18 protein-coding genes are annotated in these 22,909 nt (G+C 68.3%); 6 read left to right on the forward strand and 12 right to left on the reverse strand.

Going from position 1 to position 22,909, the window contains the following annotated elements:
• Nucleotides 1-150 precede the first annotated feature (150 nt).
• The gene (locus tag MKK65_RS26690) at nt 151-339 is read left to right on the forward strand and encodes a general stress protein (protein ID WP_058194055.1); all 189 of its coding nucleotides are present in this window, start codon (nt 151-153) and stop codon (nt 337-339) included.
• Nucleotides 340-1,278: 939 nt separating this feature from the next.
• Here the strand turns inward: MKK65_RS26690 and MKK65_RS26695 are convergent.
• Nucleotides 1,279-2,082: a response regulator gene (locus MKK65_RS26695; protein ID WP_058194056.1), complete on the reverse strand. Its 804-nt coding sequence runs from the start codon at nt 2,080-2,082 to the stop codon at nt 1,279-1,281.
• A 316-nt stretch (nt 2,083-2,398) separates the two neighbouring features.
• Here MKK65_RS26695 and MKK65_RS26700 point away from each other — a divergent pair, with 316 nt between their 5' ends.
• Nucleotides 2,399-2,602, forward strand: coding sequence for a NepR family anti-sigma factor (locus tag MKK65_RS26700; protein WP_243961127.1), 204 nt, complete (start codon nt 2,399-2,401; stop codon nt 2,600-2,602).
• A gap of 122 nt (nt 2,603-2,724) precedes the next feature.
• On the opposite strand, the gene MKK65_RS26705 is transcribed toward MKK65_RS26700, so the two are convergent.
• Entirely contained in the window at nt 2,725-2,901 is a 177-nt protein-coding gene (locus MKK65_RS26705) for a DUF1328 domain-containing protein (RefSeq protein WP_007568853.1), read from the reverse strand.
• Nucleotides 2,902-3,429: 528 nt separating this feature from the next.
• Between MKK65_RS26705 and MKK65_RS26710 the strand changes: the two genes are divergently transcribed.
• Nucleotides 3,430-4,350 (forward strand): MBL fold metallo-hydrolase, encoded by a 921-nt coding sequence (locus tag MKK65_RS26710; protein WP_243961240.1) that lies wholly within the window; start codon nt 3,430-3,432, stop codon nt 4,348-4,350.
• A gap of 12 nt (nt 4,351-4,362) precedes the next feature.
• Here MKK65_RS26710 and MKK65_RS26715 read toward each other — a convergent pair whose 3' ends face one another.
• Nucleotides 4,363-5,142 (reverse strand): DUF1499 domain-containing protein, encoded by a 780-nt coding sequence (locus MKK65_RS26715; RefSeq protein ID WP_243961128.1) that lies wholly within the window; start codon nt 5,140-5,142, stop codon nt 4,363-4,365.
• Nucleotides 5,143-5,207: 65 nt separating this feature from the next.
• Nucleotides 5,208-7,007 (reverse strand): AsmA family protein, encoded by a 1,800-nt coding sequence (locus MKK65_RS26720; protein ID WP_243961130.1) that lies wholly within the window; start codon nt 7,005-7,007, stop codon nt 5,208-5,210.
• Between the two features lie 313 nt (nt 7,008-7,320).
• On the opposite strand from MKK65_RS26720, the gene MKK65_RS26725 reads away from it, so the two are divergent.
• On the forward strand, nt 7,321-8,061 hold the full coding sequence (locus MKK65_RS26725) for a CoA transferase subunit A (protein WP_243961132.1): 741 nt from the start codon (nt 7,321-7,323) through the stop codon (nt 8,059-8,061).
• A gap of 21 nt (nt 8,062-8,082) precedes the next feature.
• On the forward strand, nt 8,083-8,745 hold the full coding sequence (locus MKK65_RS26730) for a 3-oxoacid CoA-transferase subunit B (RefSeq protein WP_058194062.1): 663 nt from the start codon (nt 8,083-8,085) through the stop codon (nt 8,743-8,745).
• 109 nt (nt 8,746-8,854) lie between these two features.
• Here MKK65_RS26730 and MKK65_RS26735 read toward each other — a convergent pair whose 3' ends face one another.
• The 4 genes from MKK65_RS26735 to MKK65_RS26750 all read right to left on the reverse strand — a co-directional run bounded on the left by MKK65_RS26735 (nt 8,855) and on the right by MKK65_RS26750 (nt 15,701).
• The gene (locus MKK65_RS26735; RefSeq protein WP_243961134.1) at nt 8,855-10,567 is read right to left on the reverse strand and encodes a methyl-accepting chemotaxis protein; all 1,713 of its coding nucleotides are present in this window, start codon (nt 10,565-10,567) and stop codon (nt 8,855-8,857) included.
• Between the two features lie 442 nt (nt 10,568-11,009).
• Entirely contained in the window at nt 11,010-11,696 is a 687-nt protein-coding gene (locus tag MKK65_RS26740; protein ID WP_058194064.1) for a hypothetical protein, read from the reverse strand.
• A 151-nt stretch (nt 11,697-11,847) separates the two neighbouring features.
• Nucleotides 11,848-14,547, reverse strand: coding sequence for an aconitate hydratase AcnA (gene acnA, locus MKK65_RS26745; protein WP_243961136.1), 2,700 nt, complete (start codon nt 14,545-14,547; stop codon nt 11,848-11,850).
• Between the two features lie 329 nt (nt 14,548-14,876).
• Complete coding sequence (locus MKK65_RS26750; RefSeq protein ID WP_243961137.1) at nt 14,877-15,701, reverse strand: CDC27 family protein; 825 nt, start codon at nt 15,699-15,701, stop codon at nt 14,877-14,879.
• Nucleotides 15,702-15,830: 129 nt separating this feature from the next.
• Here MKK65_RS26750 and MKK65_RS26755 point away from each other — a divergent pair, with 129 nt between their 5' ends.
• Nucleotides 15,831-17,231 carry a leucyl aminopeptidase family protein gene (locus MKK65_RS26755; RefSeq protein ID WP_243961139.1) on the forward strand — a complete coding sequence of 467 codons (1,401 nt, stop codon included), beginning with the start codon at nt 15,831-15,833 and terminating at the stop codon, nt 17,229-17,231.
• Between the two features lie 10 nt (nt 17,232-17,241).
• Here the strand turns inward: MKK65_RS26755 and chrA are convergent, their stop codons facing one another.
• The 4 genes from chrA to MKK65_RS26775 form a co-directional block, all read right to left on the reverse strand.
• Nucleotides 17,242-18,606 carry a chromate efflux transporter gene (gene chrA / locus MKK65_RS26760; protein ID WP_243961141.1) on the reverse strand — a complete coding sequence of 455 codons (1,365 nt, stop codon included), beginning with the start codon at nt 18,604-18,606 and terminating at the stop codon, nt 17,242-17,244.
• Nucleotides 18,603-19,775, reverse strand: a complete 1,173-nt coding sequence (locus tag MKK65_RS26765) for a M20 aminoacylase family protein (RefSeq protein ID WP_243961143.1) — start codon at nt 19,773-19,775, stop codon at nt 18,603-18,605. Before MKK65_RS26765 ends, chrA begins: the two co-directional genes overlap by 4 nt.
• 76 nt (nt 19,776-19,851) lie before the next feature.
• The gene (gene cueR / locus MKK65_RS26770; RefSeq protein ID WP_243961145.1) at nt 19,852-20,343 is read right to left on the reverse strand and encodes a Cu(I)-responsive transcriptional regulator; all 492 of its coding nucleotides are present in this window, start codon (nt 20,341-20,343) and stop codon (nt 19,852-19,854) included.
• On the reverse strand, nt 20,340-22,841 hold the full coding sequence (locus MKK65_RS26775; RefSeq protein WP_243961147.1) for a heavy metal translocating P-type ATPase: 2,502 nt from the start codon (nt 22,839-22,841) through the stop codon (nt 20,340-20,342). Before MKK65_RS26775 ends, cueR begins: the two co-directional genes overlap by 4 nt.
• Nucleotides 22,842-22,909: the final 68 nt, after the last annotated feature.

The raw sequence follows: 22,909 nt of genomic DNA on the forward strand, positions 1-22,909 counted from the left end.
GTGGATGCCAGGCAATCTCGCATCAACGCCACACAAAGCCAACGGTTGCTGCCAAGCTTAGCTTTGCCAAACTTGGCCACGCCTGATCACAGGAACCTTGGTTATTGCTGAAGGTTGTTGCGGTGTGAAGCGAAGCCTGAGGAGGAACTGATGGCATCCGGAAATTCAACCTCGAAGCGGGGCTTTGCCTCGATGGACCTGTCGCGGCAGCGCGAGATCGCCAGCAAGGGCGGACGCAGCGTGCCGGCCGAGAAGCGCTCCTTCTCGCAGGATCGCGAATTGGCTTCGGCTGCCGGACGCAAGGGCGGCCAATCCACGGGGACCGGCCGCGCCGAGTGACCCAAAACGACTGTCGAGTTGCGTAACGGCGCCGCGTCTAACGACCGGCGCCGTCCTTGTTTTTGCAGACCACCCAAAGCAAAAGGCCCCGCCGATCCGGCGGGGCCTTTTGCTTTGGACAAGTGCGGGTGGCGGGATCAGGAGATACAGCGGCCCGGAATCATGCGACGGGCCTCGGGACCGACGAGCGAGCTGAGGGCGGTTTCGCACCCCTCCCGAACGAGGCGGCGTGGCTGCAGCGGCGGCTTGAGGATGGGCTGAGTACCGAGTTCCTGTCCCTCCTCGGCAACCGGACCTGATCGACTTTCAATCCGCTGGACACCGGCAACCCGGGTCGGGCTGAGAGCCAGCAAGGCCGGACGCATGCCAGGCAGCGGTGACGGTACGGAAGCGGTCGCGACGATGACCGGGGGCGACCAATGGTCAGCGGTCTCGCGAACTACCGGCTGGATCAGCACGGTGATCAGAGCCGCGGGAGCACTTACGCCCAGAATGAAACCAGACCGCAGCATTGCCCCGACCTCATCATGAGAGCTTGACAGGATATTTCAACAACGCGGTCTGCAATCGTCGGTTCCACCACTGTCTCGTCCCGGTGATCACTGAGTATTCGCACACGTTCGCGTTATGATGCGGCTGCGCACGCGGGTCATCCACAACCATCCCCTGTGTCGCAACGGCCACGGTCGCCCAAAAAGTGCGATCGCCGGAACCTCGCGGGTGGGCTGACCGTTACATCAAGACCCGGCCATCTGGTCCTCCCCGCATTCCCCTTGTGCATCGGCCGGAACCTTATTGACGGGCTGGAGCCATCTCCGGCCCGTTTTTTTGTGCGCAAGCGAGACAGTCTTCGCGCACAAAAAAACCCCGGCTCGCGCCGGGGTTTTCGTCGTGGCACCTAACTGATCCGAAGCGGCAAGCCGATCCGAATATGACGAGTTAAGCGGTCTTGGCTTCCCGACGACGCGCCGTCTGCTGGAAGAACAGCGCCTGGCTGATCACCGCTGAGACGTTCGCCGGCTGGAATGGCTTGGCGATCAGGAAGGCCGGCTCCGGACGCTCGCCCGTAAGAAAACGCTCAGGATAGGCAGTGATGAAAATCACTGGAACCTCGAAGGTCTTCAGCAGATCGTTCACGGCATCAAGGCCTGAGGAGCCGTCCGCCAGCTGGATATCGGCGAGGATCAGACCCGGGCGCTTGCCCTCGCCGGCGATCTTGATCGCCTCGGTGCGCGTCCGCGCGACACCGATAACATTATGGCCGAGGCCCTCGACCAATGCCTCGAGATCCATGGCGATCAGCGGCTCGTCCTCAATGATGAGGATCTCGGTCGCCATGTCGGCGGCGAGCTCACGCCCCGCCTCGTCCACGAGGTCACGGACTTCGGAGACGTCGACGGCCAGGATGATCGCCGCATCCTCTTCCGAGAAACCCTCGAGACAGGACAGAAGGAATGCCTGACGCGGCAGCGGGGTGATCTGGCCCAGGCGAACCTCGGCGGGCAGGTCGTGCTGGACCTGCTCGCTGCGCCCGTTCACCGACAGGGAGTTCCAGATCCGCGTGAAGACCCGGAACAGGTCGGCCTTGATGTTGGTGCTGCGGCCGAGCGTATCCGGCTCGTTGACGAGGGTTTCCAGGGTGGCGGCGACATAGGCGTCGCCGGCCACTTGGCTCCCCGTGAGCGCCCGCGCGTAGCGGCGCAGGTACGGCAGGTGCTGTACCACGAGTTGCGATGTCGACATTCGATCCCCTGTGCCTCGCCGTGTTGCCCGGCCGCGATGCCTCGATCCTCGACCGAGGTCGTGCCGGGGCCGGCTTGTATCCTGCGCAGCCTACCGCCCAACGCGGAGGCCCGCACTCCGTTCCGCCCCCAGCGGAACCGATCCGGTGGGCGGGCGTTGCAGCCGCAGCCATGGCGTATGTCGAGCCGCAGTACAATGCGGCCCCGCGGACTTCGGCAAAAGGGGCGTGTGAATGGCGAATCGGGGGAAGGACGAGGACCGTCGCGCGGGAGATCCGCATGCGGGCCTCGCTGTCACCTCCCCGCTGCGAGCCGCGATGGGCAACCCCAGCGTCGCCCCAACGACCGCTGCGGGCCAGGATGAACCACCCGTCGCCCGCGGCGGCCTGAGTGATCTGACCCGCAATCGTCTCGCCGCACAGTTGCGGGCCATGTACGACACGGTGGCGCAGCAACCGGTTCCCGACCGCTTCGCCGAACTGATCGCGAAGCTTGATGATCGGGACCGTGAGAGCGTCTGAGGAGACTTTATACCCGCTCCGACGCCTCGATTGTCCCTGAAGAGCGAAAAGCCGCCGCTGATGACGGCGGCTTTCCGAATGCGAAAGCCAGCCTGGCGCCAGCGCCAGTCGTTAAAGTCGCTCTACAAAGTTGGCGAGCGGCCACGCATCAGGCCGACGACTGCGGAAATCGCGAACAGAACGATAGCGACAAAGAACACCAGCTTGGCGGCTTCCATGGCGGTTCCGGCAATACCACCGAAGCCGAGCAGAGCGGCGACCAGAGCGACGACGAGGAAAGTTACGGCCCAACCGAGCATTGTGCGTATCCTTTGAAAATACCGGCGCGGGCGGCCGCGTCGTTCTGGACTCGAAAACGCCAAGGTCTCGCTTCGGTTCCGCGCACTTGACAAAGGACCGCTCCTTCCCTTCGCTTAACGATCTGCCCGCGACGATGCGTGACGGAACGGGAGCCAGACGGTAGCGTTCGAACAGTAGTTGTTAGGTCCGAGCTAGGATCCGTGATGCTGCAAGCTGCAAAGAGAGCCGTTCGATCCAAGGCCAACGCGCTGGCGGCGCGCGTGACGGAGATCGTCGACGGTGCTGCCGACGCCGTGCGCGCGGCGGCTCTCGGTCTCGGTGTGATACCGGCTCCCGTCCCGGTGCCTGTCCGCGTGCGTGCCGGCCGGTCCCACCGGGCGCGCTGAAATCCTGGCCCGCCGAAGGACGAGCCGCGATTTGAGAGTTCGCGACTTATCGACTGCGGGAATTCCAGCCGACACTTCTGCCCGATTGCACCGCGAGCGGGCACGGCTCTAGAACCGCCCCCGGAAAAGCACGGGGTGGCGATGGCGGACGAGGACAAGAGCGGGCCGACCTTCGAGCGGTCCTTGCCCGTAGCCGGACGCCTGGAACGCGTGGCTCCGCTGATCCGGCGGCGTATCGCCCCGAATGGCGGCCCGTTCACGGCTACCGGTACCTGTTCCTACGTGGTCGGCGATCGGCGCGTCGCGGTCATCGACCCTGGGCCCGACGAGCCTAGCCACATCGAGGCGCTGCTGGCGGACCTCGAGGGCGAGCAGGTGGAGGCCATCGTGGTCACCCACACCCACCGGGATCATTCCCCGGGCGCTCGGCTTCTCGCCGCCCGAACCGGCGCCCCGATCGTCGGGTGCGCCCCACACCGGGCTGCTCGCGCCTTGGCAGAGGGCGAGGTGCCGATCCTCGATTCGAGTTCTGACACGGCCCATGCCCCCACGCGGGTGATGGCCGAGGGCGACACGGTTTCCGGACCAGGCTGGACCCTCGTGGCATTGGAAACCCCTGGCCACACTATGAACCATCTCGCCTTCGCGTTACCGGAGGCGGAGGCGTTGTTCTCGGGCGACCACGTGATGGCCTGGAACACAACGATCGTCGCGCCTCCGGATGGGGAGATGCGCGCCTACATGGCGTCGCTGGAAAAGCTGCGCGGACGCGGTGAGACGATCTACTGGCCGGGACATGGCGGTCCCGTACGCGAGCCGGCGCGTTTCGTCCGCTGCCTGATCGGCCACCGCCGCCAGCGGGAAGCGGCGATCCGCGCCCGGCTCGCCGCCGGAGATGCAAGGATTCCAGACGTTGTGGCGGCGATCTATCAGGGGCTCGACCCCCGCCTTCGTGGGGCCGCCGCCCTGTCGGTCTTCGCCCATCTGGAAGATCTGGTCGGGCGGGGGCTCGTGGCCTGCGATGGGCCGCCCCGTCTCGACAGCGCCTACGCACCCACCTGACGGGTGACCCAGCTACTTCACCGCCAGGGCCAGGTTCGCCACGTCGTCGAGATAGGCGCGGATGCGATCGGCATTGGTGCCAAAATCGCGGCCGCCGAACCGGGAGGCCGAGCGCACGTCGATCCGGGCGCCGTCGGCCCGGGGGCGAATTCGCACGGTCACGTCGTCAGGCAGATTGAGGATGAGGCCACGGGCCACGACCTCGATCCGGCCGTTGCCGGTACGCCCCCCGGGACGGATCGCCTCGACGATCTGCCAGTGCCGGTTGAGGGCGGCCTTACGGGCCAGTTCGAATGCCTCGTCGGCACCGATATCGAGGGTCAGCGGGGCGATCTGCGGATAGGCGCCGCGCTGACGCTCACGGATCGCGGGACCCGGATCCGACGGGTAACGGCCGCCCCGTGCCGCGAAGGCGGCCCGGGACCGCGAGAAGGCCGGGGGGTTGTCGATATCGGTGGTGATATCTGAAAGGACCGGCAGGCGCAGACCCCGCAAGCCGAGATAGGCCGGGTAGCCCAGGAGGAGTAGCGCCAGGAACAATCCGGCGAGCGCAGCCCCCAGACCGCGCGCACCCTCACGCCAGACATGCACGAACGCGAACACCGCAGCGACAGCCGCGGCCAGGGCGATACACAGCCCAGCCGCCAGGGCGACCAGCGCCGCGTCGGTGTCGGAACGCGGGTCGCGCACCACGATCAGGGCGAGCCCCGTGGCGATGATGGCAAACACGGCAAGCTGCCGCGACAACGGTCCGGCGCGGGTGACGGGTTCCTCGACAAGCAGGCGGCGCATGGGGATCACGGACGGAGTTGAAGCCGGAGCTTAGAATCGGGTGAGCTTGGGCGCCATCGCCCGAATCACGGAGCGTAAGCGCGGGCGTTGCCGCTCAGCCCGAGGGCGGCCGGAAACTTGAGGGGATCGGGCAGCATCGCCTCACCATGAGGGACGACCTGCGCGGTCAGCGCGTCCCACGGACCTGAGACTTCGAACAGGAGCCTGCGCGACGGGTCCGCGGCGCGAAGCGCCAGATCGCCCCGGGCTTCGATCCGCCGACTAGGCAGCGAGATTTGTCCCTGCAGGCTGGCTCCGACGCTCGGCCCGCGCAAGCCGGACTCGGCGAACTCACCGATCCCGTCGGAGAAGCGCAGGGTGATCGCCGCGCGCTCGAAGGCGGTCCGACCATTCCGACGCGCGAGCGCGCCTGCCGGGACGACGCCGTTGCGGTGGACGATCTCGGCTAGGTCGAGGCCCGAGATCGCGCCGCCATCGACTGCCAGCGTCGCGCGGCCGCCGAGATGGGCGAGCAGGCTTGCACTGTCGCGGGCACTGCCCTCCAGAGTGAATTGCCCCTGCAGGGGCCCGCTCATCCAGCGCCCGCCCCCGATCTCGCCGAGCAGGGTTCCGACGTCGACCCGATCCAGGCTGCCCTGCATCCGCACCTCGGTCTCAGCCGGATCCTTGGCACTCACCAGGGTAAGGCGCCCCTTGAGCGTTCCCTCCTGAAGGCGTGCGCGGTTCACAGCGACTTCCATCGCGCCGTCACGCACCAAGATGCTGGCGGCCAAGTCCTGGACCTGCAGCAGTCCAACCCGGCCCTCGGCCGCCGATAGTCGCAGATCGAGATCGCCCTTGGTGAGCGGCGTCAGGGCCAGCGGCGCCGCCTCCGCGTCAAACAACTTGATCAGATCACCCATCAGCGGCGCGAGATTCAGCGTCTCGGCCGCCAGGGTCGCTTGAACCGAGAGGCGTGCCCCGGTCCCCGGCCCGAGGGTCACGGCACCCGCCCCCTCCAGCACGTCGTCTCCGAGCCCCACACGTAAGCGCGGCCAGGATACGGAACGGTCCGAAACGTCGAATTGTCCGTCGAAAGAGAAGGCCCGGGCAAGGGGGGAGAGCGGCGCATCGCGACCAAGCCAAGCCAGGGTTTCGGACAGCGAGCGGCTCTTGAATCGGGCGCGCCCGGCCAGTGCCGGCAAGGCGCCTCCCTGAGGCGACGGGCTTGCCGTGCCATCGACAGCCAGGTTGCCGTCGGGCCACGTCACTGCTGCGGTGAACGGGGTGGGGTGCCCTTGAACGATATCGGCAGCCCGGAGATGCGTCAGCGCGATGCGCGTGGGCACGCCCCGCCATGTCAGGCTCGCGTGGGCCTCTGCGGACGCGCTCCAGAACGGCCAAGCGAGGTCAAGGTCGATGTCCCGTGCCTCGTCGCCCTCGGCGATGCAGGCACCGGTCACGCTTAACCAGCGCGGTCGCTGCGTGGCGCCCGAACGCATCCGCGCGGCCAGCTGAGCAAGCGGCACGCTCCAGGCAGCGGCGTCCGATGATAGTTGTGCGCCATCGAGCCGGAGACCGCCCAGCATGGCGCGGCCGGCCAGGAGGCCGAGCGGATCGAGGTCGACGGTCAGGCTTCCGGCCTTGGCGAGTGTCGGCCCCGTGGGACCGGCAGCGACGCGGACGGGACCGAGGGACAGGCGCGGAAGGGGCAGGAGCGTGAGGCGTGCCGGCCCCTCGCCGGTCAACGACAGGCCGTATTCATCCAGCGCGCGGCCTGCAAAGGTCATCGCCCGGCGGCCATCGACCGGCCAATCCTGCAGGCCGAGGCCAACCAGGATCACGCCTGCGAGGGTGAGAAGGAAAATGGGACGTCGGGGCGACATCGTGCTCCGGATGGGCGAGCCGCGGTTGCGGCCGAAGACCGGGTGCCGCGCCAGCCCCCTCAAGCCGTCGCGGCCCGGTTGGGTCTGCTCGTTGAAGGCACGTCATAGCGCGCCCCGCCGGCCTTGTCTGCGGGGGCCTGCGCAGGCCGCCCCGCTCTCCCCAGGGCGGCGCGGGTTACGGATCGCCCCGGACGCCATGCGGGCCGGGTATGCCGGTACTGGATTTCGTTCACGGAATCGGGGACAGCAGGCCCGAGGAAACGCGGTTCCCAAGATTTCGGCCGGGCAGACCGGACGGGAAAAGGACGGTTCGATGAAGAAGGTCTACACGGATCCCACGGCGGCTTTGGCTGGCTTGCTGCGCGACGACATGATGGTGATGTGCGGCGGCTTCGGCCTCTGCGGCATCCCGGACGAGTTGATCGAGGCGGTGCGCGCTTCGGGGGTCAAGGGCCTGACCATCGTCTCGAACAATGCCGGGATCGACGGGGTCGGCCTGGGCAAGCTCCTCGATACCCGGCAGGTGCGCAAGATGATCTCGTCCTACGTCGGCGAGAACAAGGAGTTCGCCCGGCAGTATCTCGGGGGCGAGCTGGAGATCGAGTTCAATCCGCAGGGCACCTTGGCCGAGCGCATTCGCGCGGGGGGCGCCGGCATCCCGGCCTTCTTCACGAAGACCGGCGTCGGCACCAAGGTTGCGGAAGGCAAAGAGGTCCGGGAGTTCGACGGCGAGCACTACGTGATGGAGCGCGGACTGTTCGCCGACCTCGCCATCGTGCACGCCCATACGGGCGATACCGAGGGCAACCTCCGCTACCGGATGACCGCGCGCAACTTCAACCCGATGATGGCGACCGCCGCCAAGATGACGGTGGCGCAGGTGGAGCACCTCGTGAAGCCGGGTGCGATCGACCCGGACACGATTCACACGCCCGGGATTTTCGTGAAGCGGATCATCGAGGTCGGCGTCCGCGAGAAGCGTATCGAGCAGCGCACCACCCGCAAGCGTGCCGAGAACACGCCAGCGGCCGCCGCCGGCGGCGGCACCCACTGATCGAGGGAAGGGATTAGAACGATGGCCTGGACCCGCGAGCAGATGGCGGCGCGCGCCGCCAAGGAGCTGGAAGACGGCTTCTACGTGAACCTCGGTATCGGCATCCCGACGCTGGTGTCGAACTACATCCCCGAGGGTATGTCGGTGCAGCTGCAATCCGAGAATGGCATGCTCGGCATGGGCCCCTTCCCGTACGAGGGCGAGGAGGACCCGGACCTGATCAACGCCGGCAAGCAGACGATCACCGCGCTCCCGACGACGAGCTACTTCTCCTCCGCGGATTCCTTCGGGATGATCCGGGGCGGGCACATCAACCTGTCGATCCTCGGGGCGATGCAGGTGGCCGGCAACGGCGATCTCGCCAACTGGATGATCCCCGGCAAGATGGTGAAGGGGATGGGCGGCGCCATGGACCTCGTGGCCGGGGTGAAGCGCGTGGTCGTGGTGATGGAGCACGTCGCCAAGAACAAGGACGGCACCGAGAGTCCGAAGCTGCTCAAGGCCTGCGATCTGCCGCTCACCGGCACGCAGGTGGTCGACCTCGTCATCACCGATCTCGGGGTATTCGAGATCGACAAGAAGGGCGACGGCGGCATGAAGCTGATCGAGCTCGCCGACGGCGTCTCGGAGGACGAAATCCGCACGAAGACCGAGGCGGATTACACCGTCGCGCTCGCGGCCTGATCGCGCATCGTCCCGGACATCTCATCCGGGACGATGCCTTCGGCCTTCGCTTTCGCCTTAACCCGCGGGCCGAACACGCCTCTCGGGTTGAAGCCTCCGATCCGCATCGTCACCTTGAGCCGCCTCCGGAAGCGCGGATGCCGTTGAGGAAGCGGGCGACCTCGGCGTTCAGGCGCCCGGACTGGTCCGAGAGCGCCGCAGCCGCACCCAGCACCTGGGCCGCGGCCGCGCCGGTCTTTTCGGACGCCTCCGCAACCCCGACAATGTTGCTCGTCACCTCGCCGGTGCCCGACGCCGCTTGGGCGACGTGGCGCACGATCTCCTGGGTCGCAGCGCCTTGCTCCTCGACTGCAGCCGCGATGCCGGCGGTCAAGCCGTCGATCTCGCCGATCCGGTTGGTGATGCCTCCGATGGCTGCGACGGCGTTCTCGGTCACCTCCCGGATCGCCCCAATCTGGCCGGTGATCTCGTCCGTGACCTTGGCGGTCTGGCTCGCCAGCTCCTTCACCTCCGTGGCGACGACGGCGAAGCCGCGGCCTGCCTCACCGGCCCGGGCCGCCTCGATGGTCGCGTTGAGCGCCAAAAGGTTGGTCTGGCTGGCAATGTTGGCGATGAGCCCGACCATCTCGCCGATCTTCACCGAGGTCTGATTGAGGGCCTTTACGAGCTGCGCCGTCTGGCCGGCCTCCCGGGCCGCCGTGCGCGTGAGGTCGGCCGACCCCGTGATCTGCCGGCCGATCTCCTGAACCGAGGTGCCGAGTTCCTCCGCGGCCGTCGCGACGGTCTGGACGTTGCCGGCGGCTTCCTCGGCTGCCGCCGCCACGGTGGCGGCCTGCATCGCCGCGATACTGGCCGTATCGGTCATACCCTGAGCGGCTTTCTGCAGCTCGGTCGCCGAATTCGACACCGCACCGACGATGCCGCCCATGGCCCGCTCGAAGTTGTCGGCCAGTTCGGCCCGGGCGCGCCTGCGCTCGGCCGCAGCTTCAGCGTCGGCGCGGCGCCGGATCTCGGCCTGCTCGGCCGCCTTCTCGGCGACCATGCGCTTGATCCCCTCGACCGCGCGCCCGACCGCGCCAATCTCGTCGCCGCGGGCGGCCTCGCGGATTTCGCTGTCGATCTCCCCGTGTCCCATGCGCTCGAGCGTTCGGACCAGACGCCCGAGCGGGGCCGTGACGCCGCGGGCGACCACGGCGACGCCCGCGGCGATGGCGGCGACCAGACCGATGGCGGCGGCTACGACCAGCGTGACTGTCGCGCGGGAGGCAGAAAGCTCGGACGCATCGCGCGCCTGCTGGAGCTCGGCCGTCAGGACATCGACCCGGGCCTGCGCCAATTCCCACAGCTTCGCCCGAAGCGGGTTGCCTTCGCCCAACAGGATGTCGCGGGCGAGTTCGCTATCGCCGTGCTCCGCGCTGGCAATGACCCGATCGATGATCGTCCCGAGCGCCGTCAAGGTCTGACGCAGCGTCTCATCCGTTGCACGCCGCTCGGCCGAGGCGGCCAATCTCCCCAACTCGTCGATGAGGGCGAAAGCGTGCGCCTTCGCCTGCTTGATGCGGGTCTCGTACCCAGCCATCTGGGATTCCCGCGTTTCGAGGACCAGGTTCCGCGCCTGGACCGAGATCTCGCCGACATCGATCTGAATACCAAGGATCAGCGCGAGGCGCTTGGCCTGCACATCGACGATCTGCCGTGTCTGGCCCGACTGGGCGAGCAGGTTCGCACGAGCGTAGAGTATCAATCCGCCCGCGGCCAGGGCAACGACGAGGAGCGGGAGCGCAAGCTTCAGCAAGATCTTTGCGTCGCGAAAGCATTTCATCGCGTTGGCCCCGCGCCTTCGAACCCAGACCTCCGATCATCTAGCAGCGCCGCAGAAACATCAACGCCGGAAGCAGGCCACGCTTCGAGCCCGACGGATCAAAAAGAACGCGCCCAATAATGAAAGACTATATTCAGCGCACTGTTAATTCAACTTGAACGAGAATTAGAATTCATATTGCATACGCCATCTTTTGCACACACGAGTTTTATTTACACGAACATTCGCATAGTCAGATATCAGTTATAACATCCAAGATAGAATTTGAGCACAAGGTTGTTGTGCAGCGCTCGAACCCTGACAAGCTCGATCCTTTGCAGCATTCTTGGGGGCACACAGTCGCCGCAACAAGTTCGCGCGAGGCCGTTTGACCTGAGGTCGACAATGACGTCGCGTGCCGCGGTCAGCCCAGCCGGCCACGGCACGCGAGAACTCAAAAGAATCACATCGGCGGGGTGAGGCCGTCCTTGCCGACCGCCACGAGCTTGCCCTCAGCCTTGGCGCCGTCCTTGGCGACCACGGCGAAGACCTTCGCACCGGGCGTCAGGATGGCCTTGTCGGCCGGCTCGAAGGCGACGATCGGCGCCGAGGACGGAACCACGATCTCCTTGGACCCGTCCTTGCCGTAGCTCACCGTCAGGGTGCGCTCACCACCGGACGCCGCCTTGTCGGCCTTCACGGTGCCGTTGGTCATCGCGCTCTTCACCTTCGGCGCGTTGGCGGTCTCGGCCTTTACGGTGCCGTTGGTCATGGCGCTCTTCACCTTGGATCCGGCGCCGCCGGTCTGGTCGGTGATCGTGTCCCAACCGTAATGGCCTTCGCCGGTGCCACGCATCGATTCGGGGAACAGCACGACCTCGAGGGCCGTCATCGGGTTCTCGCCCTTGGTGGCGGTGCCGATGAAGACGCCGTCCTTGATGGCGTCGAGGCTCGACGGGACGACCCAGGCAAACTTGGCGCCGCCGACATCGACAGTCTCGGACTTGCCGTCGTCGGTCTTGATTGTCAGCGTGCTGCCTTCGGCCTTGTCGATGGTGCCGCGGACGCGCTCGACCTGTGCGGCGAAGGCCGCGCTCGACAGCAGCGCTGTCAGGCCGGCGGCGGCGAGGGTCTTGCTGAGGTGCTTCATCGGGATCCCATGCTGGCTTCGGAAGCCGGGTTATGGGGCGCCCGTCGCGCCAAACAAGGTTGCGCGCAAGCCAGACCGACGCGTCTAAGCTACAAATAAGGCGGCGCCCGATGGAACCTGGATGGGCGGCGCGCACGCCGCCCGTGGAGGATCAAGCTGCCAGCGAGCGCAGCACGTAGGGCAGGATGCCGCCGTTGCGGAAGTATTCCAGCTCGTCGAGCGTATCGATCCGGCAAGTGAGCGGCACCGCCTTCTTCGATCCGTCCGCCGAGGTGATCTCCGCGACCAGGGTCTGGCGCGGCTTCAGCTCGCCCGACAAGCCCTTGATCGTGACGGTCTCGTCGCCCTTGAGGCCCAGGGAGGCCCAGGAGGTCTCACCCTGGAAAACCAGCGGGACGATGCCCATGCCGACGAGGTTCGAGCGGTGGATGCGCTCGAAGCTCTCGGCGACCACGGCGCGGATTCCGAGCAGCTTCGTACCCTTGGCCGCCCAGTCGCGCGAGGAGCCGGTGCCGTATTCCTTGCCGGCGAAGACGACGAGCGGCGTGCCGCTCTCGGCGTATTTCTGCGCCGCGTCATAGATGAACATCTTCTCGCCGGAAGGCTGGAACAGCGTCCAGCCGCCCTCGACAACGTTGCCGGACGGGTCCCGGACCATCTGGTTCTTGATGCGGATGTTGGCGAAGGTGCCCCGCATCATCACCTCGTGGTTGCCGCGCCGCGTGCCGTACTGGTTGAAGTCCTGCACGCGCACTTGGTGGGCCTGCAGGTACTCACCGGCCGGCGAGGCCGCCCGGATGTTGCCCGCGGGCGAGATGTGGTCGGTGGTGATCGAGTCGAGGAAGAGCCCGAGGATGCGGGCGTTCTCGATGTCCTCCACGGGCTTCGGCGTCTTCTCCATGCCGACGAAGTACGGGGGGTTCTGCACGTAGGTGGAACCGGGATTCCACGCGAAGGTCTCGGCCTCGGTGACCTCGACGTCCTTCCAGTTCTGGTCGCCGCCGAACACGTCGGCGTAGCGGCGCTTGAACAGCTCCGAGGTGATGTTCTCCTCGATGAACTGCTGCACCTCCGCCGAGGACGGCCAGATGTCCCGCAGGTAGACCGGCTTGCCGTCCGAGCCGTGGCCCAGCGGTTCGGTGGTGATGTCGATCTGCATCGAGCCGGCGAGCGCGTAGGCGACGACGAGCGGCGGCGAGGCGAGGTAGTTCGCCCGCACGTCGGGGTTCACGCGGCCCTCGAAGTTGCGGTTGCCCGAGAGCACCGCGGCGGCCACGACGTCGTTGTCGTTGATCGCCTTGGAGATCGCCTCCGGCAGCGGGCCGGAATTGCCGATGCAGGTGGTGCAGCCGAAGCCGACGAGGTTGAAGCCCAGGGCGTCGAGGGGCTCCTGCAAGCCGGATTTTTCAAGATACTCGCCGACGACCTGCGAGCCGGGGGCCAGCGAGGTCTTCACCCAGGGCTTCGAGCGCAGGCCCTTGGCCACCGCGTTGCGGGCGAGGAGCCCAGCGCCGATCATCACCGAGGGGTTCGAGGTGTTGGTGCAGCTGGTGATGGCCGCGATCACCACGTCGCCGTGGCCGATGTCGAAGTTCGTGCCCTCGACCGGGTAACGGCTGGCGAGGTCGGCCGCCTTCTTGAACTCGGTCTCCATCGAGGTCGCGAAGCCGGGCTTGGCCCCGTCGAGCAGCACCCGGTCCTGCGGGCGCTTCGGGCCGGCCAGCGAGGGCCGGACCTCGCCCATGTCGAGATGCAGCGTGTCAGTGAAGACCGGGTCGGGGGTCTTGGCGTCGCGCCACATACCCTGCGCCTTGGCATAGGCCGCGACCAGAGCGATCCGGTCGTCGGCGCGACCGGTGACCTTCAGGAAGTCGATGGTCCGCTGGTCGATCGGGAAGAAGCCGCAGGTGGCGCCGTATTCCGGGGCCATGTTGGAGATCGTGGCCCGGTCGGCGACCGCCATGTCGTCGAGGCCGGGGCCGTAGAACTCCACGAACTTGCCGACCACGCCCTTCTTGCGCAGCATCTGGGTGACGGTGAGCACGAGATCGGTGGCGGTGGTGCCCTCGGGCAGCTTGCCCGACAGCTTGAAGCCGACGACCTCGGGGATCAGCATCGAGAGCGGCTGGCCGAGCATGGCCGCCTCGGCCTCGATGCCGCCGACGCCCCAACCCAGCACGGCCATGCCGTTGACCATGGTGGTGTGCGAATCGGTGCCGACCAGCGAATCCGGATAGGCGATCTCGGCTCCGTCCTCGGACTTCGTCCAGACGGTCTGGGCCAGATATTCCAGGTTCACCTGGTGGCAGATGCCGGTGCCGGGCGGAACCACGGAGAAGTTGTCGAAGGCCGATTGGCCCCACTTCAGGAAGGTGTAGCGCTCGCCGTTGCGCGAATATTCCAGGGCGACGTTGTCAGCCAGCGCCTTCGGGGTACCGAACTCGTCGACGATCACCGAATGGTCGATGACGAGATCCACCGGGACCAGCGGGTTGATCTTCTGCGGGTCGCCGCCGAGCGCCACCATGGCGTCGCGCATGGCCGCCAGATCGACCACGGCCGGGACGCCGGTGAAGTCCTGCATCAGCACGCGGGCGGGCCGGAACGCGATCTCGACCTCGGCCTTGCCCTTCTCGGCCAGCCAGCCGACCGTCGCGGCGATGTCGGCCTTGCGGACCGAGCGATCGTCCTCGAAGCGCAGCAGGTTCTCCAGCAGGACCTTCATCGAGAAGGGCAGCGCGGTGGCGGAGGCGAGGCCGTTCTTCTCGGCCTCGGGGATCGAATAATACGTGTAGGTCTTGCCGCCGGCTTCGAGCGTCTGGCGGGCCTTGAAGCTGTCGAGTGATGGCACGGCTGGTTGTATCCTCGCTGCAGGTTGTCGAACACGCGCAGGCAAGACCTGCGCTACGAATTTGTGTTCGGCCTTTCTAGCGCCCGACGGGCGCGCGCCGCCCCGGGAGTGCCCGGGCAGGACGATGCGCGGGGGCGATTTGGACGCCCGTGGAGCCGCGCGGCGCAGCCAGGAGTCGATATAGAACTTTTCGAATCTGGCCGCTACCGGGTTGCGATGACAGCTGCGTAGCCCTGTCGGGCGATTGGTGGTCCGCCCGCGAGGGGACCTGCCTGCGGCGCAGGGCGGGTTGCTCGCGCGAGCGGCGCCCCGGGATACGCCGTGATCCGTCAGCCCTGCTGTGGCGTGCCGGGCAGCGTCTTGAAGCGATTCGGCTGAGCGGCGAGCTTGCGCAGCGACGCCACGTTGGAGGCGGCTTCTTCAGGACCCATGTCGCGACGCAGCACCGTCTCGGCATCGGCGAATCGGCCCTTGAGCCCCAGCACGAGAGCGAGGTTCGCTCGGACACGCGCATCGGCGCCGGGCTGGTCGGCGGCGAGCCGCAGGGTCTGCTCGGCCTGGTCGAGATTGCGCGAGAGCGCGTAGGACAGGCCGAGATTCGACAGCAGCGACGGCTCGTTCGGACGGATCTTGAGCGCGGCCTCGTAGAAGCTCTGGGCCCGGGCCTGCTCGCCGAGCTGCGCGGAAGCCGAGCCCTGTGCCGACAGGATGCGCCAATCGGGCGAGGCCGGGGAATGGGCGTTGGCGAGCACGTCGATCGCCTCGCGGTAGCGGCCCGCCTCGACCAGGGACTTGCCGTAAGCGCCGAGGATGAACGTGTCGCGCGGGTTTCGCAGTGCCGCCTGCTGCAGCACCGCGGAGGCCTGTGCCGCCTGATCGTTCAACCGCAGGGCGCGTGCATAGGCGATCGCCGCCCGCCCGTCGCCGGGATTGGCGTTGAACCGCTCGGCCAGGGCGTCGAGATCCTGACGGGAGGGGGCTTCCTGGCGTGAGGCCGTCTGGCGCTCGCCAAGATCACCGATCGAGCCGGTGGTTTCCGGGGAGCGGGTGTTGCAACCGGCAAGGCCCAGCGCCGCGAGTGCCGCGGCGGCGAGACCGGCACGGCGGACATTGGAAGCCAGGGTCCGGGAGACCCGGGTCGGGGCCGTCTTCATGATGCGCTCCGCCGGCACAGGCCGGGCGGGCTCTGGCTCGCGCTTCACGCTCCCGGCCGGCCGGTGATAGAGCGTTAACCCTAATCACCGGTTAAGCCAATGCCGGCCCGACCGCCGCACGAGAGGCACATGACCCAGGCCGAAGCTCCCGCGACGCATCCCGCCCTGCTGCCAACGGACACGCCCGCGGTGCCGGTCACCCTGGTCACGACGGCGTCCTGGCCGGAGGCCGAAGCCGCCCTGGACCCAGCCCACAGCAGCTTCGCCCGCTCACTCGGCTTCAAGCCGAAGGCTGGAAGCTTCGCGCTGCTGCCGGGATCGGACGGGAGCCTCGCCCGGGCGCTGTTCGGTCTCGGCGACGCCGAGGCCGCCACCTACGATCGGCTGATCGTCGGCAAGCTGCCGGGCCTGCTGCCCGATGGCGCGTTTCGCCTGGAGAACGCCCCAGACCCCGCCGAGGCCGCGCTGGCCTGGCTGATGGGCAGCTACCGCTTCGGCCGCTACCGGTCCTCCGGCAGCACCAAGGCCCGGCTCGTGGCGCCGGCCGGGATCGATGCTTCGGAGATCGAGCGGGTCGCCGGTGCGGTGGCGCTCGGCCGCGACCTGATTAACACCCCGGCCAACGACCTCGGCCCCGCCGAGATCGAAGCCGCCGCCCGGGCGCTGGCCGAGCGCCACGGCGCGGCGATCGACGTGACGCAGGGCGAGGAGCTGGCCCAGGAATTTCCCCTGATCCATGCGGTCGGCATCGCCTCGCCGCGGGTGCCGCGTCTGATCGACGTGACCTGGGGGCCGGAGGATGCACCGCGGGTGACCCTGATCGGCAAGGGCGTCGCCTTCGACACCGGCGGGCTCGATATCAAGCCCTCCTCCGCCATGCTGCTGATGAAGAAGGATATGGGTGGCGCCGCGGTGGCCCTGGCGGCGGCCGACATGATCATGGGCGCGGGCCTCAAGATCCGACTGCGGGTGCTGATCCCGGCGGTGGAGAACGCGGTCTCGGGCAACGCCTTCCGCCCGAGCGACGTGCTGCCCAGCCGGGCCGGGCTCAGCGTCGAGATCGGCAATACCGACGCCGAGGGACGGCTGATCCTCGCCGATGCCCTGGCGCTCGCCGACGCGGAGGGGCCCGAGCTGATCCTCGACTTCTCGACGCTGACAGGCGCGGCGCGCGTGGCTCTCGGCCCGGACCTTCCGGCTTTCTTCACCGAGGACGAGGCCCTGGCCGCCGCCGTCGCCGAAGCCGGGCGGACGGCGATCGATCCGATCTGGCGGATGCCGCTCCACGCCCCCTATGCGAGCTTGCTCGATTCCAAGGTGGCCGACCTCAACAATGTCTCCGGCGGCCCGTTCGCAGGCGCGATCACCGCGGCCCTGTTCCTGCGCCGCTTCGCCCCGAAGACCAAAGCACACGGGCATTTCGACCTCTACGGCTGGAACCCGTCGACCAAGCCCGGACGGCCGGAAGGCGGCGAGGTCCAGACCGCGCGCCTGACCTACGCGCTGCTCAAGGCCCGCTACGGGACCTGATCCGACCGGATCAGGCGAGGCCTGACAGACGCAGCAGCGTCCCGGCCCCGGCGCAGAGCGCCAGGGTCGGCACCGCCCCGAGATTGAGCCGGAAGACGGCCAGGATTGCCAGCAGCGTCAGCGCCAGGGCGGCGGGATCGAGGCTGCCGGGTACCGGCAGGTCGAGGCGCAGCGGCCCGAGCGGCACGGTCCGGACCTCACGGAACAGGGTCCGCAGCCCGAACCAGACGGCGAGGTTCAGGATCACCCCCGCGACTGCGGCGGTGATCGCCGAAAGCGCGCCGGCCAGGAGACGGCTGCCGCGCAGACGCCCGATCAGCGGCGCGCCCGCGAAGATCCAGAGGAAGCAGGGCGCGAAGGTGACCCAGGTGGTGAGCAGGCCGGCCAGGGTCCCGGCGAGCAGCGGCGGCAAGGTGCCGGGCGCCCGGTAGCCGGCCAGGAAGCCGACGAACTGGAGCACCATGATCAGCGGGCCGGGCGTGGTCTCGGCGAGCCCCAGCCCATCGAGCATTTCCCCAGGCCGCAGCCAGCCGTAATGCTCCACCGCCTGCTGTGCGACATAGGCCAAGGCCGCATAGGCGCCCCCGAAGGTCACCACCGCCATCTTCGAGAAGAACAGCGCGACCTGCCCGAAGACCGGGGCCGGACCGGGCAGAACCAATAGCGCCACCACCGGCAGAAGCCAGATCGCCAGCCAGACGGCGCCGATGCGCAGCGAATCCGCCGGTCCCGCGCGCTCTCGCGGCAATATCGCCTCGCCGATCAGGAATCCGGCCTCGCCAGACGCCGCGGCCTCCGCGGGGGTCGGAGCCGACGCGGGCTTCCGCCCCAGTACGAGGCCGAGCACGCCCGCCACGACAACCACCAGCGGGAACGGGACGGCCAAGGCGAAGATGGCCACGAAGGCGGCGGCTGCGACGACCCGGTCCGCTCGCCCGCGCAACGCCCGGCCGCCGAGACGCCAGAGCGCGTGCAGGACGATGGCGAGCACCGCCGCCTTGAGGCCGAAGAACAAGCCCTCGACCCAGACGACCGCCCCATAGAGTACATACAGCCAGCTCAGGCCCATCAGAACGACGAGCCCCGGCAGCACGAACAGCCCGCCCGCGACCATTCCACCGGCGGGGCCGTGCATCAGCCAGCCGATATAGGTCGCGAGCTGCTGCGCCTCCGGCCCGGGCAACAGCGTGCAGAAGCCGAGCCCGTGGAGGAAGCGCCGCTCGGAGATCCAGCGCCGCTCCTCCACCAGGATGCGGTGCATCACGGCGATCTGGCCAGCCGGCCCGCCGAAGGACAGAGCCGCCACCTGCACCCAGACCGGTATGGTTTGCCTCAGGGTCGGACGCGGAATGCCGGAGGCGCCCGCTGGGCTCACGCGGTCAGGGGCAGCGCCGTCTCGATCAGACGCACCCAAAGCGAAGCCCCGTACGGACTCGCGGCGTCGTTGAAATCGTAATGCGGGTGGTGGAGCGAGGCACTGTCGCCGTTTCCGATGAACATGTAGGCGCCGGGGCGGCGGCCGAGCATGTAGGAGAAGTCCTCGGCGGTCATCATCGGCGCCACCGTCCGGTCGACATTCTCCGCCCCGACCAGGGCTTCGGCCACGCCCGCCATGAAGTCCGTCTCGGCCGGATGATTCTCCGTGACCGGATAGCTCGAGCCGAATTCCACCACGCCTTTGGCACCGAAGGCGCCGGCGATCTCCGTCACCAGGGTCTCGATCCGCGCCTTGATCTGGCTGCGCACCGCCTGGGACAGGGTCCGCATGGTGCCGCGCATGGTGACGCTCTGCGGCAGCACGTTGAACGCCTCGCCGGCATCGAGCGCGCAGACCGAGACGACGGCCGATTCCAGCGGATGGAGGTTGCGCGATACGATGCTCTGCAGGGCGATGATCACGTGGCTCGCCACCAGCACGCTGTCGACGGCGTTCTGCGGCAGGGCCGCGTGGCCGCCCCGTCCCTCGATGGTGAGAGTGAAGCGGTCGGTGGACGCCATGATCGGACCCGGCCGGATCGCGAAGGTGCCGACCGCCATGCCGGGGATGTTGTGCATCCCGTAGACCGATTCGATCCCGAACCGCTCCATCAGGCCGTCCTCGACCATCGCCTCGCCGCCGCCCCCACCCTCTTCGGCGGGCTGGAAGATCAGCACCGCGGCGCCGTCGAAATTTCGGGTCTCGGCGAGGTACTTGGCCGCCCCGAGCAGCATGGTGGTGTGCCCGTCATGGCCGCAGGCGTGCATCTTGCCCGGCACGGTGGAGCGGTAAGGCAGGTCGCGCACCTCCTGGATCGGCAGGGCGTCCATGTCGGCGCGCAGCCCGATGGCGCGGTTCGAGTTCCGGCCATTGCCGCGGATCACCCCGACCACGCCCGTGCGCCCGATGCCGGTCTCCACCGCGTCGCAGCCGAAGGCCCGGAGTCGGTCGGCCACGAACCCCGCGGTCCGCTCCACGTCGTAGAGCAGCTCGGGATGGGCGTGCAGATCGTACCGCCACGCGGTCATGGTGTCGGCGAAGTCACGGATCCGTTCGAGGACGGGCATGAGTACGGGCTTTCGTGGTCATCAGGTCTCGGCAAGAGACTCGGCCGGACCAGCAAAGCCGGGGCCAGACGCGGCGTCAACGGCCACGCTTGTCGCGGAGATGCATCGCGTGCGTCGCGTGGGCCTCCAGCCCGGCGGATCCACGCCGCGCCGCGGATGGCCCGTCCTCGGTCGCGAGATCATCCAGGATCGGGCATTCGGGCCTTTCGTCGCCGCAGCAGCTCTCGGCGAGGCGCTCCAGAGTCCGGGCCATACCCTCCAGTTCGGTGATGCGGCGGCGCAGATCTGCGATTTGCTGCTCGGCAATCGCCTTCACGCCGGCACTGGGCCGGGCGCGGTCGCGCCAGAGCGCCAGCAGATCTGCGATGGCGTCGACGCTGAAGCCGAGATCGCGGGCACGGCGGACGAAGCGCAACGTGTGCAGGTCCGCCTCGTCGTAATGGCGGTAGCCCGCCTCGGAACGGGCGGCCGTCGGCAGCAGACCGGTCGCCTCGTACCAGCGGATCATCTTGGCCGACACGCCCGTGCGCCGCGCCGCCTCACCGATGGTGATCGGGCCCGCGCTCATGCGGGCCTCGGCGACAGCGCCGTCGACTCGACGGACGCGGCTCGGCCGCCGGCCCGGCGTAGGCGCAGGGCGTTGCCGAGCACGAAGACGCTGGAAAAGGCCATGGCGCCGGCGGCCAGGACCGGCGACAGGGCCGGGCCGCCGAACGGCACCAGCAGGCCTGCCGCCACCGGGATCAACGCGGCGTTGTAGGCGAAGGCCCAAAACAGGTTCTGACGGATATTGGCCATCACCGCCCGCGATAGGGTCAGCGCCTCGACCAGCGCCTGTGGATCGCCCGACATCAGCACCACGTCGGCGCTCTCGACGGCGATATCGGTGCCGGTGCCGATGGCCAGCCCAACATCCGCCTCGGCCAAGGCGGGTGCATCGTTGATGCCGTCGCCCACGAAGGCCACCGGCCCATGCGCCGCCCTGAATCGCTGGACGGCCTCGACCTTCCCGCCGGGCAGGATGCCGGCGGCCACGTCGTGGATGGCGAGGCTTTTGGCGATCCCTGCGGCGGTGCGGGGATCGTCGCCCGTCACCATCGCCACAACAAGTCCTTGCGCCTTCAGCGCCGCCACGGCCTCGCGGGCACCCGGCCTCACCGGGTCGGCCACGGCGAGCAGGGCGGCGTGGCGGCCGTCGATGGCAACGTGAATCAGGCTCTTGCCGTCCCCGGCCCAACGCTCGGCTCCGGCGGCGAGGTCCGGATCTAGGGCGATGCCGAGCTTCTCGAGATAGCGCGGCGCGCCCACGGCAACGCTTCGACCCGCGACCCGGCCGGAGATCCCGAACCCCTCCATTGCCTCGAATTGCTCCGGCTCGGGAATGACAAGGCCACGGACGCGCGCGGCCGTCATCACGGAACCGGCGAGCGGGTGTTCGGACCGGCTTTCCAGCCCGGCGACCAGCGCCAGCGCTTCCCCCTCCGTGATGCCCGTGGCCACGCGAAAATCGGTGACGCGCGGCCGTCCCTCGGTGAGGGTCCCGGTCTTGTCGAAGGCCACCACGCGCACCTCGCGCAGACCCTGCAAGGCCGCGCCGTCGCGGAACAGGATGCCGCGGGCCGCGGCCCGGCCGGTCCCGACCATGATGGCTGTGGGGGTGGCGAGCCCCATGGCGCAGGGGCAGGCGATGATCAGCACGGCCACGGCGTTGACCAGGGCCGGCCCGAGGGCGGGTGCCGGGCCGAGCACCAGCCAGGCCAGGAAGGTCAGAACGGCGACCCCGATCACCGCCGGCACGAAGCGCCCGGTGACCCGATCCACGAGCGCCTGGATCGGCAGCTTGCCGCCCTGGGCCCGCTCGACCATGGCGGCGATCTGCGCCAGCACCGTGGCGGCGCCAATGGCATCGACCCGCAGGTCGAGGCTGCCGCGGCCGTTGAGGGTGCCGCCGACCATCCGGTCCCCCGGCCCCTTGCGCACGGGCGCCGGCTCCCCGGTAACCATGCTCTCGTCGACGTAACTCGTGCCGGACACCACCGCGCCGTCGGCAGCGACTCGCTCCCCAGGGCGGACGCGCACGACGTCGCCGACCGCCAGGGCCGAGAGCGGCACCCCGGCCTCGGTACCGTCGCGGATCACGCGGGCGGTCCTGGGCGCGAGATTCATCAGCTGGGCAATGGCCTGTCCCGTCCGCCCCTTGGCCCCCGCCTCCAGGGTTCGCCCCAGCAGGATCAGGGTGACGATGAGCACGCTGGCCTCGAAATAGAGATGCGCCGCGCCGGCGGGCAGCAGACCGGGGGCCAGGGTCGAAACCAGGGAGTAGAGATAAGCGGCCCCTGCCCCGAGGGCGACGAGGGCGTTCATGTCCGGATGGCCACGCAGCAGCCCCGGCACCCCACGCAGGAAGAAGCGACGGCCGGGCCAAGCGAGGACCAGGGTCGCCAGGGCGAGCTGGATCAAGGCTGAGGCCGAACCGCCATGGAGGCTCGGCAGGATGTGGCCGCCCATGTCGAGCACCACCACGGGACTGGAGAGCAGCGCTGCAGCGACGAGGTCGCGTCGGAGGGCGCGACCCTCGGCCTCCCGCCGGGCAGCCGGATCGATGCGCGATCCGTCATCGAGGGATCGGGCTTCGTAACCCGCCGCCTCTACGGCCGCGACGAGGTCGGTGATCGCCACGAGCCCTTCGGGATGGCGGATCGTGGCTTGACCGGTGACGAGGTTGACGCTGGCACCCGTTACGCCCGGCACGGCGGCGAGGGTCTGCTCCACGCGGCCGGCGCATGAGGCGCAGGACATCTCCGCCACGGCGATCAGGGTCTGCGTCTCCGAGACTGGGTAGCCGGCATTCGCCAACGCCGCCGCGGCATCAGCCGGGCTCGCGCCGCCATCAAGGACAAGGTTGGCGCGGTTGGTCGCGAGATTGACCGCTACGTCGCGAGCGCCGGGCAGCGCCTTCAGAACGTGCTCGACCCTGCCGACACAGGACGCGCAGGACATTCCCTCCACGGGGAGGCTCAGAGAGACAGGTTCGGGCACGGGGGTGGTTCCGATCAGAGCATCCATGCCAGCTCAGATGGTGCTTCCCATCATGGGAAGGTCAAGGGCCATTCGGGTCGCATTGCCGAATCGCG

It is taken from the genome of Methylobacterium sp. J-001 (assembly GCF_022829565.1).
Classification (GTDB): Bacteria; Pseudomonadota; Alphaproteobacteria; order Rhizobiales; family Beijerinckiaceae; genus Methylobacterium.